The organism is Pseudomonas sp. EU05-FHT14B02 (genome assembly GCF_058791055.1).
In genome coordinates this window covers 46,721-61,795 of record NZ_JBYTDD010000032.1, presented here as the reverse complement: position 1 = coordinate 61,795, position 15,075 = coordinate 46,721, and the positions used below count along the sequence as shown (strand labels likewise).

Below are 15,075 nucleotides of genomic sequence, written 5' to 3'. Positions count from 1 at the left end.
GTACGCAGGAAAAAGACGTAGGCTGAGCGTCCGTTAATGGCTGTTTTGCTCCCTGAGTGAAGAACAGCAACAGATCGTGCCTGGATGTTGGGGGTGGTAAAAAATGGTACTGGTCGCAACGGTCGTTGCAGCAGGAACTTCAGGGTATTGGCCCGGTCAATAGCGGCTCTGTATCGCAAATGCCGAGCAGTGTTATGGCCTGTTTTACGGCAGTGCCGTTTGAATTCAGTCGAGTCCGCCCCCTGATGCCAACCAAGAGTTTTCTGCCGGGCCTCATCCTGGTGTTCTGCACTGTCCCGTCGCTTTATTCGGTTGCTGCCGAACGAAGCGCGCCGGCGCAGAGTAACAGCGCATCAACCACCCTGATCGAAACCGCCTCGCGGCAGTATGAAAATGGCCAATTGGACCAGGCCGCCGCCACGCTGGAGCGAGCCCTGCATATCCAGCCGAACAATCCAGCGACACTGCATTACCTGGGGGTGTTGCGCCTTCAGCAGGGGCAGTACCAGCAGGCTGAAACCCTGGCGGCACGCTCGAACATACGGGTTGGTCGCAATGTCGAGCTACGCAACCGCAACTTCCAATTGATCCAGGCGGCGCAGCAGGCCCAGTCTTCGGGTACCCCACCCAATGCAAAAGAGGACGTGGTTGCAGTACAGAAGGGGCTGGATGAGGAGGCCCAAAGGCGTCGCGAAGCGGAAATGGCCGTTGCTGAGCAATCCGCTCCGGATACTGGGAACGACGCTGGCAACTTGGCTCGCGCAGAGGCATATCGGGCGCTGGATGCGCCGTCGGCTGGCAGAGCCGGACCCGAAGGAAAATTACAAATGACTAATGTCGAGCCAGAGCGGGCGTACGCTGAAGTCCAGATTCCCCGCGGCCATATGCCGCGTCCGGGTAAATGTCGAATCTGGTTTCCTGATCGCCCGGCGGGGCATCAGCCGGCACCCGGCAAATGCAAGAAGCTGCGACATCGGGTTCCCCCGGGGGCCTACCTGGTGCGCGGTTGAATTTATGAAGACATCTACCCCAACGACGCCACTGCCGGGATCAACCATCTGGCCGAAGCGCAATTGAAGGAAGTTGCCGCACGCCTGCTCGATTGCTATCGCTGAACAAAAAGCAACCCCCGGACCGGATCTTTCGGGGTGTTGCTTGCCACCAAAAATCTGCGGTTCAAGCATCTGAACCGCTTGATCCAATATAGCTTGAACGCAGTCTTATATTCCATAAAGATAGTACAAACTATTTTTATAGTGCGTTTTAATCTATTCAGTATTTTGAATCGATTGGAGCACTTGTCTGTGAACACTAAGGCGCTTTTACCATTTGGCTTGGCATTACTGGCTACCTGCTCGACGGCTTTCGCGGGCGCCACCCTGGATCGCGTAACCAGCAGCGGGGAGCTGACCGGCGTTCTGATGGAAAGCTATCCGCCATTCTCCTTTCTCAATGAACAGAACCAACTGGACGGGTTTGACGTCGATGTCGCCAAGGCCGTTGCGCAACGGTTAGGGGTGAAACTGAAGCTGCAGACTCCGTCTTGGGATGTCATCGCTGCCGGCCACTGGAACGGACGATATGACATCTGCGTCTGCTCGATGACCCCGAGCAAGGCGCGGGCCGAAGTGTTCGACTTTCCGGTGGAGTATTACCAGTCACCGGCCGTGATCGTGGTCAATGCCAAAGACAAGAACATTGTCACGGGCAAGGATCTGTCAGGTAAAAAAGTCGGCGTGATCAGTGCGTCGACCTATGAAGCCTATTTGAACAAGGATCTGGTGATCGAGGGCGCCGAGGACAAACCGTTGAGCTATCCATTCGAAAGCGTCCAGGTCGCGCCATACGACAACGAAACGGTAGCCTTCCAGGATCTGGCCTTGGGCACGGGCGTGCGCCTCGATGCCATGGTCACCAACCTCATCACCGCTCGCGAACGCATCGCCCAGGATCCTCGCTTCAAAATTGCCGGCGACACGCTGTATGCGGAGCCCAACGTGGTCGCGATTGAAAAGGGCGATCCGCAATGGAATGCCAAAGTCACTGAGGTCGTGACCCAGCTCAAGGCCGACGGCACATTAAGCAAGATTTCACAGAAGTGGATCGGTGCCGATATCAGCCAATGACAGCCCTCAATCCACACCCGGCCAGGACGGCTGTCGCCCCCGAAACCGAGACGCGTCGTTTCAGTCCGCTACCTGGTTTTCGCACTCGCCTGTATTTGACCTGGGCAGTGCTGTTTGGCCTGTGCGCCATGTTTTTCATGAGCTTCGATCTGAAGTTCTCGATCATTGTGCAGAAGCTGCCCAACCTGGTCGGCCTTCATTTGGGGCCTGACGGTTTCTTGCAAGGCGCCGCGCTGACACTGTTCCTGTGCTTCTGTTCGATCTGGCTTTCGTTGCTCCTTGGCTTCGCGACGGCACTGGCGCGGCTGTCTCGCAGTGCAGTGGCTTTCGGCGTTGCCAGTTTCTATGCGTCTTTCTTTCGCGGTACTCCACTGTTGATCCAGATCCTGCTGATCTACCTGGGTCTGCCGCAGTTGGGTGTCGTGCCGGGTGCCATCAGCGCGGGAATCATTGCGCTGTCGCTCAATTACGGCGCCTACCTCAGCGAGATTTTTCGTGCCGGCATCATGGCTGTAGCCCCCGGACAGCGCGAAGCGGCGATGGCTCTGGGGCTGAGGCCGGCGGCAACGTTCCTGCATATCGTCCTGCCGCAAGCGATGCGCACGATCATTCCCCCGACAACCAGTCAGTTCATTTCAATGCTCAAGGACTCATCGTTGATATCGGTGATGGGGGTCTGGGAAGTGATGTTCCTGGCGCAGTCGTACGGACGCTCGTCTTACCGCTACATCGAAATGCTCACCACCGCAGCCGTTATCTATTGGCTCCTGTCCATTGGACTGGAGTTGATACAGAGCCGTCTTGAACGCCACTACGGCAAAGGTTTCAAGCATCAGCGCTGATCCGTCCGTTTAATGACTTTTTACAGGTACTACGATGTCCGATCCAAAACCTCTGTTGTTTGCGTTATACGAGCAAGCCAGCGTTGGCTGTGGCGGCGCGCCGAGCCTCTGGACGCACCCGGCTGACGAGCGACTGACCATCAACTCGCTGGGCTACTGGTCGAACCTGGCGCGCATCGCCGACCAGGCTCATCTCGACATGCTGTTTTTTGGTGATGTGCTGGGTTTCTACGATGTGTTTGGCGGTAATGCCGACGCGGCCATGAAGTGGGCGGTGGAAGCACCGGCCAACGACCCGTTGATGATCATCCCGGCATTGGCCGCCGTGACGGAAAACCTCGCCTTCGGCGTCACGGTCACCACTAGTTACGAGCATCCTTTCACCCATGCCCGACGCTTCAGCACGCTGGACCACCTGACCAATGGCCGGGTCGGCTGGAACATCGTCACCTCCTACCTGACCAGCGCCGCTCGCAACTTCGGCCTGGAGCAGATGATCAAGCACGATGATCGCTATGAACGCGCAGATGAATTTCTCGATGTGGTCTACAAACTCTGGGAAGGCAGCTGGGCAAACGATGCCGTGGTTGCCGACAAGTCTCGCCAGGTATATGCCAACGGCGATCGCGTGCGACCGATCAATCATGTTGGCGAGCATTACCGGGTGGCCGGGCCGCATTTGACGTCCCCGTCACCGCAACGCACACCCTTGCTGATCCAGGCCGGTTGGTCAGGCCGCGGTCGCGAGTTTGCGGCCAAGCACGCCGAACTGATTTTCATCGCCAAGTCCAACCCGCTGGAGATTCGCCAGGGATTGGAAGATATATGGACGCAGGCCAGGGCACGGGGGCGTCATGCCGGGGATGTCAAATCACTGACGGTACTTCGCATCGTCACGGCCAGGACCGAGATCGAAGCCCAACGCAAATATGACGAACTGCAAAGCAACTATCACTTGCAGGCGCAACTGGTGAGCTATGCCGGTGATACCGGTATCGACATCAGCCGCTACGCGGACAGCGACGCGTTGTCCACTCACACTGAAGGCATGACTTCTTATGTGATGCGTCCTGATGGCAGTGGCAAGCCCTTGACCGCCGGCGATGTCAAACAGCGCTTTGCCAATGTCACCCGGGGCAGTGATCTGATTCTGGTGGGAACGCCGCAACAAGTGGCCGATCGGATCGAAGAGCACGCCCGTATTTCCGGAACCAGCGGCTACATGCTCAACCCGCTGATCAGCCCGGGCAGCCTTGAGGACTTCGTTGAACTGATCATTCCTGAACTGCAAAAACGCGGCTTGTATCGTACCCAGCCACAGAGCGGTACTTTCCGTTCGCGGTTACGGGACGATGGCGCCAGCCATTTACCGGATTCTGCTTACGGCGCCTCATTCCGCTTTGATAAAGGTTTTTAGGGCGGGACAGTCCTGAAAAAAAAGCGGCTCTCCAGAGGCCAATGCCAGTCAGTTAATCCCGGGACACTGTGGGAGCGGGCTTGCCCGCGAAGAGGCCGGCACATCCAACAGAGATGCTGGCTAACCCACCGCTATCGCGAGCAAGCTGGCTCCCACAGTTTGACCCATTTACTTCAAGTACCACCCCCAAGGCTGGTCGCTGACGTACTCGGTCACCTGTTTGACCTCCAGATAATTGTGTAACCCCCATTGGCCCAGTTCGCGGCCGATGCCGCTGTGTTTCATGCCGCCCCAGGGGGCTTCGACGAAGGTCGGTTGCGAGCAGTTGACCCAGACGATCCCGGCGCGCAGTTGGTTGGCGACCCGGGCGGTGCGCTGCAAATCCGCGCTCATCACGGCAGCGGCCAGGCCGAAGCGACTGGCGTTGGCCATCTGCAGCGCTTGCTCTTCGGTCTTGAAGCGCTTGATGCACAGCACCGGGCCGAACACTTCTTCGCGCCACAAAATACTGCTGTGGCCAGGCTCATCGAAAATCGCTGGCTCGACGAAGTAACCTTCGCGCAAGTGCGCCGGTCGCCGTCCGCCCGTGAGCAAACGGGCGCCGCAGGCCAAGCCCTGGTCGATGAAGCCGAGCACTTTGTCGTACTGGCTCTGACTGACCAGCGGACCGAGCAGCACGCCGGGCTGCATGCCTGGGCCAATGCTGATCTTGCGCGTTTCCTCCACCAGCCGTTCGATCAGGCGCGCAGCGATGGTTTCCTGCACCAGCAGACGAGACGTGGCGCTGCACACCTGGCCCTGGTTCCAGAAGATACCGAACAGAATCCACTCCACGGCGGCGTCGACATCGGCGTCGTCGAACACGATGAATGCTGACTTGCCCCCCAGCTCCAAGCTGATGTTCTTGATGTCCCGCGCCGCCGCCGACATGATTTTCGCGCCGGTGGGCACGCTGCCGGTGAACGCCAGTTTGTCCACCCCCGGATGCTCGGTGAGCGGGCTGCCGGCATCGGCGCCGAGGCCGGTGACCAGGTTCAACACCCCGGCGGGCAAGCCGATACGATCGGCGGCAGCGGCCAGTTCCAGGGCGGTCAGCGGCGTCAGTTCTGACGGCTTCAACACCACAGTGGCCCCGGCAGCCAAGGCCGGCGCAACCTTCCACGCGGCCATCAGCAGCGGGTAGTTCCAGGGAATGATCTGCCCGGCCACGCCAATCGGCTCGTGGCGGATGCGGCAGCGGAAACGCTCATCCGGCAACGCTAGCGGTTGGTCCTGCTGCTGGTCCAGTTCACGGGCCAGGCCGGCGTAGTAGCGAAAGCAGGCGATGGCGTCGCCGATGTCCCATTGTGCTTCCGGCAGGGGTTTGCCGTTGTCGCGCACTTCCAGTTCCGAGAGTGTCTGTTTGCCGGTTTCCAGTTCATCGGCCAATGCTTCCAGCCACTGCGCACGCTCGGCGCCGCTGCTTTGGCCCCAGCCATTGTCGAAGGCGCGACGGGCTGCGCGCACGGCATGGTCGACGTCTTCTTCGGTGCCTGCCGCGACGCTGTGGAAGGCCTGTTCGGTGGCCGGGTCGATCACGTCCAGATAGCCGCCCAGATCCGGGCTGACCCACTCGCCATTGATGTAAAGCTGATCACGCATGGTGCGACTCCTGGGCGCCGGTGCGGCGGTTTTGCAGATGGCGGGAAGTGAACAGCAGGGCCAGTGACACGCAGATGATCACCGTCGAAATCGCGTTGATCTCCGGCGTGACGCCACGGCGGATGGAGGAAAAGATGTAGATCGGCAGTGTCGTTTCGGAGCCGGCGACGAAGAACGCGATGATGAAATCGTCGAAGCTGAAGGTGAAGGCCAGCAGGAAGCCGGCCATGATCGCCGGGCTGATCTGCGGCAGGGTCACCCGCCAGAAGGTATCCATCGGTGGCGCGTAGAGGTCCGCCGAGGCTTCGAGCAAGGCCTTGTCCAGGGAATCGACGCGGCTGCGCACGATCACCATCACCAGTGCCATGGTGAAAAGCGAATGCGCGGCGATTACGGTGAAGAACCCCATGTTCAACTTCGGCACCGTCGGCACCGTCGGCAACCAGCTCGCCAGCAACGGGTTGATCAGGTCGAACAGGCTGATGAAGGCGATCAGCGTCGAGATGCCGATGACGATGCCCGGCACGATGATCGCGCAATAGGTCAGCGCATCGAACAGCATCCGCACTTTGCTGCCGCAGCGTTGCAAGCCGAACACCGCCAGGGTGCCGAACAGCGTGGCGATCACCGCAGAGCTCAAGGCAATCAGTGCGCTGTTGCCCAGGGCTTCCATGATGAACGGGTTGCCGAATGCAGTGCCGAACCATTGCACCGAGCAGCACTGAAAGGCCAGGCCACTGCGCCCGGCGTTGAAGCTGAACAGCACGATCAAGGCAATCGGAGCGTAGAGGAACAGGTACAGCGATGTCGAATAGCTGCGCAGCCACATGTCACAGACCTCCGTCGGCAGGGCGGCCGCCATAGCGCGCCACCAGTTTCAAATACACGCCGATGATCAGCAGCATCATCGCCACCAGCGTCATGGCCAGGGCACTGCCGAACGGCCAGTTACGCGATTGCAGGAACAGGTCGACCAGCGCGTTGCCGACAAAGAACACCTTGCCGCCACCGAGAATGGCCGGGATCAGGAACTCGCCCATCAGCAGGATGAACACCAGCATCACCCCGGTGATGATCCCCGGCGCGGACAAGGGCAGGGTGATGCGCCGGAAACTTTCGAAGGCGCTGGCACCGAGGTCCGCCGAGGCTTCGAGCAGGCGCTTGTCGAGCTTTTCCAGGCTGACGTAGATCGGGAACACCATCAGCGGCAGGTAGCCATAGACGATGCCGATCAGCACCGCCCACGGCGTGTTGATCAACCGCACATCCTCCAGGCCCAGGCTGGCCAGCAGCGCCGGAATGCCTTTGCCGCTGAGGATGAAAATCCACGCGTAGGTGCGAATCAGGAAACTGGTCCAGAACGGCACGATCACCAGGGTCAGCAACAGCGAGCGGTTTCTGGTGACCTTGACCGCCAGGAAGTACGCCAGCGGATAAGCCGCCACCAGGCACACCAGGGTGCCCAGCGGCGCGAGCATCAGCGTGTTGCTGAACGCCGCACCGCGCGAGCCGAGGTTCAGGTAGTTGGCCAGGGTGAAGCCACCGGCGTAACCGCCCACGGCACTGCGCTCGCCGAAACTGAAGACCAGGATGATCACCAGCGGCATCAACAACAGCAGCAGGAACCACAGGGTCGAAGGCAAGAGCATCAGCAAGGTGATGCGTCGGCCGAGGCTACGCCGTTGGCGAACCTCGGCGGACAGGGCATGGCCCGGCTGCACCGTTTGCGGGTGGGCGGCGGCATTCATGGGTGACTCCTCATTGGCCATGGTCAGGCGATCAAGCGGACTTGAAACGTGCCATCAGTTCGGCGCGGGCCGGGCTGGTCAGCGTTGCTGCGGCTCCGAACTCCAGTGGGCTCAGGGCTTCGGCGGCCGGGTACATGATCGGGTCGTCGAGCATCGCCGTGGGCAGCAAGGCATCGACACGCTTGTCGCCGCTCGGGTAGCCGTGGCTCAGCACTTCGAGTTTGTTGTGCTGTGGGTCGAGCAGGTAGTTGATGAAGGCATAGGCGGCGTCCTTGTGCTCCGAACTTTTCGGGATGGCGAAGAAGTCGCTCCACAGCTCGCCACCTTCCTTGCCGAGTTCGAACTGCATTTGCGCGTTGTCGCGGTGCAGTTGCGAGGCGTCGCCGGTCCACGACATCGCCAGCCAGGCATCGCCGCTGCGCATCGATGGCTGGATGTCGGAGTTGATCGCGAACAGGTGCGGCTTGACCTCGATCAGCAGCTTTTCGGCATCGGCCAGTTCTTTCGGGTCCAGGGAGTTGAAGCTGTAGCCAAAGCTTTTCAGCGCGTTGCCGATGGCGGTCAACTGGTAGTCGTGGACCATCGTCCGGCCACTGGCCGGGCCTTGGGCGGCGGCCCAGAACTCCTTCCAGCTGGCTGGGCCGTTTTTCAGTTTGCCGGCGTCGTAGAGCATGCCGGTAGTGCCCCAGTTTTTTGGTACCGCGTAGACCTTGCCGTCCACCGTGCCCTGAGCCATGAACTTCTGCTGGAACGCCGAGGCGTCGAAGTTGGGAATGCGCGACAGGTCCAGCGGCTCGATCAGGCCCAGGCCGACGTAGGTGCTGATGGTGTAGTTGGTCGGCACCAGCACGTCCCAGCCACTGCCGCCGGCCTGCAATTTGGCGAGCATTTCCTCGTTGGAACCGAACACGCTCATCGACACCCGGGCACCTGTGGTCTTGCCGAAGGCGTCGAGGTTTTCCTGGCTGTGGTAGTTCGGCCAGGTCGCCAGCGACAGGCGATCACCGAGTCTGGTTTGCTCGGCGGCTTCTGCGGTGGAGGTCAGCAGGCCGGGCATGTTGGTCGCGACCACGGCGGCGGCGATCCCAAGGCCCGTGCGGCCAAGGAACTCACGGCGGCTGATCGAGCCGTTCTGCCAGCTGCGCAGGGTTTTTATAAAAGTCTTCTGGTCCATAGCACGCTCCACATCCGGTTGATGAAACGAATCGATGATTTACAACGCCATGGCCAGGCCATTGGCGTGATCCCAGCCGACGCGCACTGCCGCGCCGTGTTCGAATGCATTGGCGCCGTGATCCTGCTGGCGCGGCACCCGCACGCAAACCACGCCAAAGGCCTGGGTGCGCACGCGGTACTCGGTGGAATTGCCCAGATAAATGCGATCTTCAACGCAGCCCGGCAGCTTCACTTCCCGGGTCATCTCGGCGTTGGCCCCGGCGATGCTGATCAGCTCAGGCCGCACCGCAATGCAGCCGGCGGTGTTGGCGCTCAGGGCTTTGCCGGTGGGGGTGAGGGGGCTGGTCAGTTCCAGCCCTTGCTCGGTACGCAGCACCACGGAGTTGCCGTTGAGCTGGCGAACGGTGCCGTCGAACAGGTTGGACTCACCGATAAAGTCGGCCACATAACGGCTGGCCGGGGCTTCATAGAGTTGTTCCGGGGTGGCGGTCTGGATGATCGAACCGTTGTGCATCACGCTGATGCTGTCACTCATCGACAGGGCTTCTTCCTGGTCGTGGGTGACCAGCACGAAGGTGATGCCGACCTCGCGTTGCAAGCGCAGCAATTCCGATTGCATCTCCTTGCGCAGCTTGCGGTCCAGCGCGGCCAGTGGCTCGTCGAGCAGCAACACCGTCGGCTTGTTCACCAGCGCACGGGCGAGGGCGACACGCTGTTGCTGGCCGCCTGAAAGCTCGCTCGGCTTGCGCTGGCCGAAGCCGCTCAGGCGCACCATTTCCAGCGCTTCATCGGCCATGCGCAGTTGCTGTTTTTTGTCAGGGCGCGGGGTGCGATAACGCAAGCCATAGGCAATGTTCTGTGCCACGGTCAGGTGCGGGAACAGCGCGTAATGCTGGAACACCATGTTCACCGGCCGCTCGAAGGCCGGCACGCCGGCAACGCTCTTGCCGGCCAGGCGGACCTCGCCGCTGGTGGGCTGTTCGAAGCCGGCGATCATGCGCAGGGTGGTGGTCTTGCCGCAGCCCGAGCCGCCGAGGAAGGAATGAAACGAGCCACGCTGCACCGCGAAATTCAGACCGCCAACGGCCTGCACCTCGCCATAACGCTTGACCACATTGCAGAATTCGATATCGCTTGGCGGGGTGTTGTTCACGATGCGGGCTCCCTTGCAGTGATGAATCAGTGCGTCGGAGGCCAAACTAGCAATCGGGGTTTTGCGGTGTATATATCCCTTGGGGGATAGGAGGGGATTGTTGTAGGAGCGAGCTTGCTCGCGATGGACTCGAGAGCGCCGCGTTGAGCCAGTCATCCCGTGTAATCGTTAACGACCATCGCGAGCGAGCTCGCTCCTACACAAAATGCAGGTGCGTGTTTAAAGACACCCGGCGTTACTTCGCGAAGGCTACACCACCTTGCGTCGTTACCTACAGGTACGCCAGAATCCGCCGGCTTGTGCGCCTTGGGGCTGGGTTCTATCGTTTGCCGGTCGCTGGAAAACAGCGATCGGGTTTGGTAGCCCGTTTTCGTTCTAGGCGCATTGCGCCACCTTGATGCGGTCATTTTTTGGGACTGCGTTTTATATGGTGGTCATGCGCGGGGCTCCCTTGCGGGCGCCGGGTTCTAGTGCGACCGGTCTACCAACCCGCGTGTGGCCGCCACCTTTCGTTTGGTAGCGAGGGTGATGGCTCCTTACTATTCGCGCTAGAGGTCAACTCCATGTTCAAAGTCACACCCAACCCGCCAGACACCGATCCGGCATCTCCCCACGAAAGCCTCGATCACGATCTCAACCCCGGCCCCCACATCATGGCCACCCCGCGCAAGCCCAACTCGATGTTCATCGTCAATCCTGAGCTCAATACCGAAACCCTGCTGGTGCATGCCTGTGAATCGCTGGCTTCGGCCAATGTCATGGCCAACGACCTGGTGGATCATCTGGAGGGGACGAGTCGCCATGCGCTGTTGGGGATTGCGCAGGTGATCATGCTGGGGGAGTTGGCGGTGAACCGGGCGTTGGATCAGCTTGATCCGCCCTGACCACAATCTCCAGATCACCGATAGAACTGTGGGAGCGAGCTCGCTCGCGATGGCGGTGTGTCAGACACATGGATGTTGAATGTAAGGCCGCAATCGCGAGCAAGCTCGCTCCCACAGGGGGGGCTGCAAGCCGACAGGTATCAGGCTTGCAGCTTGAGGCCGGGCGCCTGCAACGGATCCTCCGTCAACTCCCGAATGAACAGCCCCAGCAACTCCGACTGGCTGCCAATGCCCAGCTTGGCGTAGATGTTCTTGCGGTGAATCTTCACCGTGCCGGGGCTGATGTTCAGTTGTTCGGCCACCGAGGCGCTGGAGTGGCCGCGCAGCAACAGTTGAACGATTTCCTGCTCGCGTCCGGTGAGGATGTGCGCGCCGAAGTGGTCGAAGGCTTCGCGGATCTTGAAGTCCAGGTCCTGGGCCGGTCGCGGCTGCTGGGCCTGACGCAAGCGCCAGGCCTCATTGATGACCTGCTCGACCACCGCTTGCGCGCACTCGACCAGTTGCATTTCGTCCCGGCTGAATGCACAGCTGGCGCTGGAGCGCATCAACGACAACACCGCCATGGCGCCACCGCCGAGGTCGACGAAGAACGCCACTTCCTCGGCCAGCCCGGTTTGCTGGTAATAGGTCAGGAAGTATTCGCCAAGGTAGAAGTGGTCGGGGGCGAACTGGCGCAGACGCCACAGTCCCGGTGCCTGTCCACGGGTGCAGGCCAGATAGAACGGATCGAGCAGGTACGGCCCGCATTGATAGTCGTCCACATACACCGCGCGCTTGTCCGCCGAGAACGTATCGAACAACGCCAGTGGCCGGTGATTGCCTTCGTAGACAAACAACACGAAATGATCGACCGGGCAGATTTGCCGGATCCAGTGGCTCAACCCTGACAGCCGCGCATGCCCGGCAGGCAGGTCGAGCAGGTGGGCGACACCGGTGGTCCAGAGTTTCAGTTCCTTGGGGCGCATGGCGGCTACAGGCAGAAGAGGATGGCCTGTGGATGCACAAAGTACGCCATGGCGGTATTGCCCGTGTGGAGCGCGGTGGTTGGCGGCGCGTCGTGGAGAAGACGCACCGCAATGGGGCCGGGTGTTACCGAGTGCTACAGGGCGGGTAGCAAAAATGATCAGGTGGAGCGGTCATTCACGCTCCCGACGGGCGTTTTCCGGTAGACGGCAACAGGATCGTCAGAATCCCCAGCAGCGGCAGGTACGAACACAGCGTGTACACGTACTCGATGCCCCTGATATCCGCCAGATGCCCCAACAGCGCAGCGCCAATGCCGCCGAATCCGAACATCAGGCCGAAGAACACCCCGGCGATCATGCCGACGTTGCCGGGCACCAGTTCCTGGGCGAAGACCACGATGGCCGAGAATGCCGAGGCGAGGATGAAGCCGATGATCATGCTCAGCACGCCCGTCCAGAACAGGTCGACGTAGGGCAGGGCGAGGGTGAACGGTGCGGCGCCAAGGATGGAAAACCAGATCACTTGCTTGCGGCCGATCCGGTCGCCGATCGGGCCACCAAAGAACGTGCCCGCCGCGACGGCTCCCAGGAACAGGAACAGGTACAGCTGCGAACTGGCCACCGACAGGTCGAACTTCTCGATCAGGTAGAAGGTGAAGTAACTGGTGAAGCTGGCCATATAGAAGTATTTGGAAAACACCAGCAGCGCCAGCACCACCAGGGCGAACGTCACCCTCCGCTTTGACAGGCCATGGGTAGCTTTGCTGCCTTGCTTGAGCTTGAACAGGTTCAGGTGATTGCGGTACCAGCGGCTCAGGCCGTACTGCACGAGGATGGCAAACACCGCGAACAGGCCGAACCAGGCGACGTTGCCCTGACCATAGGGAATGATGATCGCAGCGGCCAGCAACGGGCCGAAGGCGCTACCGGCGTTGCCACCGACCTGAAAGGTCGACTGTGCCAGGCCATAGCGACCGCCCGAAGCCAGGCGCGCCACCCGCGAGGTCTCGGGGTGAAAGGTCGACGAACCTACGCCCACCAGCGCCGAGGCCACGAGAATGGCCGGGAAGCTGCCGACCATCGACAGCATCAGAATACCGATCAGGGTGCAGACCATGCCGGCCGGCAGCAGCCATGGCTTGGGATGACGGTCGGTGTAGAAACCGATCCAGGGTTGCAGCAGCGAGGCGGTGAGCTGGAAGGTCAGGGTGATCAGGCCGACTTGGGTGAAGCTCAGTCCATAGGTGGTCTTGAGCATCGGGTAGATCGACGGCAGCACGGCCTGGATCAGGTCGTTGATCAGGTGCGCCAGGGCACAGGCACCAATGACACGCATGACCAGGGGGCTGGCCTGGTTGGCAACCGAGACGGCGGGTGAGGGTGAGCTGAGGGTAGTGGTCGACATGGAGGATTTTCCGGATAAAAACGCGAACTGCGAGCGCAAGGCGCAGCCAATTTCGGGGTTCGGCGTTATCCTATGGGCCTCAAGGGTGCCCGTCTCGCGCAATTCGGGCATGGACCATCGCAAAAAGGGCGTCATGATCAAGCCAATGCAGACATTCCTGGCGGAAATCGACCAGGGCGGCTGGAGCGTTCGCAGCAGTGCGACCGACTACCCGGAAAACTGGTTCATCCCGCCGCACTCCCATGAAAAGCATCAACTGATCTATGCCATCGAAGGCGTGATGGTGGTGCATGCCGCAATGGGCCAATGGACGGTGCCGCCGAGCCGTGGCATCTGGATGCCGAGTGGAGAGGTGCACTCGATTCGCTGCGTGGGGGCGATCAAGATGCGCAGCGTTTTCGTGCACCCTGACGCGAGCCCGGATCTGCCCGTCGAAACCCGGGCAGTGAGTGTTTCCGCATTGCTGAGTGAGCTGATCAAGGTCTCGGTCGATTTCGACTTTTCCGTCGATCCGGACCCGCGGGAAGCCCGGGTGTTGCGGCTGATCCTGGACGAGCTGACGATCCTGCCGACCTTGCCATTGAACCTGCCGCAGCCTGCCGATCAACGAATCAACCTGATCTGTACCGCGTTGCAGCGTGATCCCGGGGATGGGTCGACGGTGTCGGACTGGAGCGCCCGGCTGGGCCTTGACGAAAAAACCATCCAGCGACGGTTCCGCAAGGAAACCGGCATGACCTTCGGCCAATGGCGCCAGCAAGCGCGACTGCTGCTGGCGCTGGAACGAATCGCCGTCGGCGAGAAGATCATCGACATCGCCGGCGAGTTGGGGTACGACAGCCCGAGCGCGTTCACGACCATGTTCAAGAAGCAGTTCGGCAAGACGCCGAGTGATTTTTTCAAGTGATGGCCCGGCGTAAAGAAACTACCTAGGATCTTGCGGCAAATACTGAAAACGATGGGGTTCGTCTCAATATCCCGCCTGCGAGGGCTGCCCTAGGCTGTGTGCTTTTGGCAAACCGGTGGGCGGAGTTGTTATGCGTTTATTTGAACTGATCACTTTTACCGTGCGGGTGCGCACGGTTGCGCAAGCGTTGGCGCAGATCGAGGCGGCGCTGGACGACCCGAAAGTCGGCGGCACGTTGATAGGCTGCTGGGCTTCGGAGATCGGCCAGTTGAACCAGATTGCCGTGCTGCGGGCATATGAGGACGAAAACCTGCGGCAAGCCGAGCGCGAGCGTTTCCTGCTGGGGGGCGGGGCGTTTGGTATCAACGAGTTCATCACCGATCTGCGCATCGAAAACTACACGCTGTTTCCCTTCCTCGAACCCTTGAGCGCAGGCCAGCACGGTCCGTTTTATGAACTGCGCGTCTACGACCTGGTCAGCAGCGGGTTGCAACCCACCCTCGACGGCTGGAGCAAAGCCATCGAAGCGCGAACCGCCGAACAGTATTCGCCGGTGTACGCAGCGTTCTACGCCACCGACGGCGCGCTGCCGCGCTATCTGCACATCTGGCCGTGGACCACTTTGGAACAGCGCCTGCAAGTACGCACCCAAGCAGTCGCCGACGGCGTTTGGCCGCCGGAAAACTCCGGCCTGCAACTGCGGGACATGTGCTCGACGATCTACCTGCCCGCGAAGTTCTCGCCGTTGCAATGACTTGGGTACGGCTCGACCGGGACCTCAGAAACGATCCAGCCGGTACGCCGCCGTCGT

At 60.7% G+C, this 15,075-nt stretch carries 14 protein-coding genes; 7 read left to right on the top strand and 7 right to left on the bottom strand.

Translation table 11 applies throughout. The annotated features are described in order from the left end of the window. Nucleotides 1–245 precede the first annotated feature (245 nt). From AC3WTM_RS24620 to AC3WTM_RS24605, 4 genes are all read left to right on the top strand, one after another. Nucleotides 246–1,010 (top strand): tetratricopeptide repeat protein, encoded by a 765-nt coding sequence (locus tag AC3WTM_RS24620; RefSeq protein WP_102670113.1) that lies wholly within the window; start codon nt 246–248, stop codon nt 1,008–1,010. Nucleotides 1,011–1,304: 294 nt separating this feature from the next. Further along, nucleotides 1,305–2,126: an ABC transporter substrate-binding protein gene (locus AC3WTM_RS24615; RefSeq protein WP_102670069.1), complete on the top strand. Its 822-nt coding sequence runs from the start codon at nt 1,305–1,307 to the stop codon at nt 2,124–2,126. Next, on the top strand, nt 2,123–2,968 hold the full coding sequence (locus tag AC3WTM_RS24610; protein WP_102670070.1) for an amino acid ABC transporter permease: 846 nt from the start codon (nt 2,123–2,125) through the stop codon (nt 2,966–2,968). Before AC3WTM_RS24615 ends, AC3WTM_RS24610 begins: the two co-directional genes overlap by 4 nt. Nucleotides 2,969–3,002: 34 nt before the next feature. Next, nucleotides 3,003–4,385, top strand: a complete 1,383-nt coding sequence (locus AC3WTM_RS24605; RefSeq protein WP_102670071.1) for an LLM class flavin-dependent oxidoreductase — start codon at nt 3,003–3,005, stop codon at nt 4,383–4,385. Nucleotides 4,386–4,553: 168 nt separating this feature from the next. Here AC3WTM_RS24605 and AC3WTM_RS24600 read toward each other — a convergent pair whose 3' ends face one another. Genes AC3WTM_RS24600 through AC3WTM_RS24580 form a run of 5 tightly spaced genes read right to left on the bottom strand, consistent with a single transcriptional unit; the run spans nt 4,554 to nt 10,103 of the window. Continuing rightward, on the bottom strand, nt 4,554–6,026 hold the full coding sequence (locus AC3WTM_RS24600) for an aldehyde dehydrogenase family protein (RefSeq protein ID WP_102670072.1): 1,473 nt from the start codon (nt 6,024–6,026) through the stop codon (nt 4,554–4,556). After that, a complete protein-coding gene (locus AC3WTM_RS24595; RefSeq protein ID WP_102670114.1) occupies nt 6,019–6,855 on the bottom strand; it encodes an ABC transporter permease in 837 nt (278 codons plus the stop codon). The genes AC3WTM_RS24600 and AC3WTM_RS24595 overlap by 8 nt, the downstream gene beginning before the upstream one ends. 1 nt (nt 6,856) lies before the next feature. Next, complete coding sequence (locus AC3WTM_RS24590) at nt 6,857–7,774, bottom strand: ABC transporter permease (protein ID WP_102670073.1); 918 nt, start codon at nt 7,772–7,774, stop codon at nt 6,857–6,859. 31 nt (nt 7,775–7,805) lie between these two features. After that, nucleotides 7,806–8,948 (bottom strand): ABC transporter substrate-binding protein, encoded by a 1,143-nt coding sequence (locus AC3WTM_RS24585; RefSeq protein ID WP_102670074.1) that lies wholly within the window; start codon nt 8,946–8,948, stop codon nt 7,806–7,808. A 39-nt stretch (nt 8,949–8,987) separates the two neighbouring features. After that, nucleotides 8,988–10,103, bottom strand: coding sequence for an ABC transporter ATP-binding protein (locus tag AC3WTM_RS24580; protein WP_102670115.1), 1,116 nt, complete (start codon nt 10,101–10,103; stop codon nt 8,988–8,990). Between the two features lie 563 nt (nt 10,104–10,666). Here AC3WTM_RS24580 and AC3WTM_RS24575 point away from each other — a divergent pair. Continuing rightward, nucleotides 10,667–10,987, top strand: coding sequence for a DUF6124 family protein (locus AC3WTM_RS24575; protein ID WP_102670075.1), 321 nt, complete (start codon nt 10,667–10,669; stop codon nt 10,985–10,987). A 140-nt stretch (nt 10,988–11,127) separates the two neighbouring features. Here AC3WTM_RS24575 and AC3WTM_RS24570 read toward each other — a convergent pair whose 3' ends face one another. Next, nucleotides 11,128–11,952, bottom strand: a complete 825-nt coding sequence (locus AC3WTM_RS24570) for a response regulator transcription factor (RefSeq protein ID WP_102670076.1) — start codon at nt 11,950–11,952, stop codon at nt 11,128–11,130. A gap of 175 nt (nt 11,953–12,127) precedes the next feature. Further along, nucleotides 12,128–13,357, bottom strand: coding sequence for an MFS transporter (locus AC3WTM_RS24565; RefSeq protein WP_102670077.1), 1,230 nt, complete (start codon nt 13,355–13,357; stop codon nt 12,128–12,130). Nucleotides 13,358–13,490: 133 nt separating this feature from the next. Between AC3WTM_RS24565 and AC3WTM_RS24560 the strand changes: the two genes are divergently transcribed. Together AC3WTM_RS24560 and AC3WTM_RS24555 are read left to right on the top strand one after the other, a co-directional pair. Further along, complete coding sequence (locus tag AC3WTM_RS24560; RefSeq protein ID WP_102670116.1) at nt 13,491–14,264, top strand: AraC family transcriptional regulator; 774 nt, start codon at nt 13,491–13,493, stop codon at nt 14,262–14,264. A gap of 130 nt (nt 14,265–14,394) precedes the next feature. Beyond that, the gene (locus AC3WTM_RS24555; protein ID WP_102670078.1) at nt 14,395–15,018 is read left to right on the top strand and encodes an NIPSNAP family protein; all 624 of its coding nucleotides are present in this window, start codon (nt 14,395–14,397) and stop codon (nt 15,016–15,018) included. Nucleotides 15,019–15,075 lie beyond the last annotated feature (57 nt).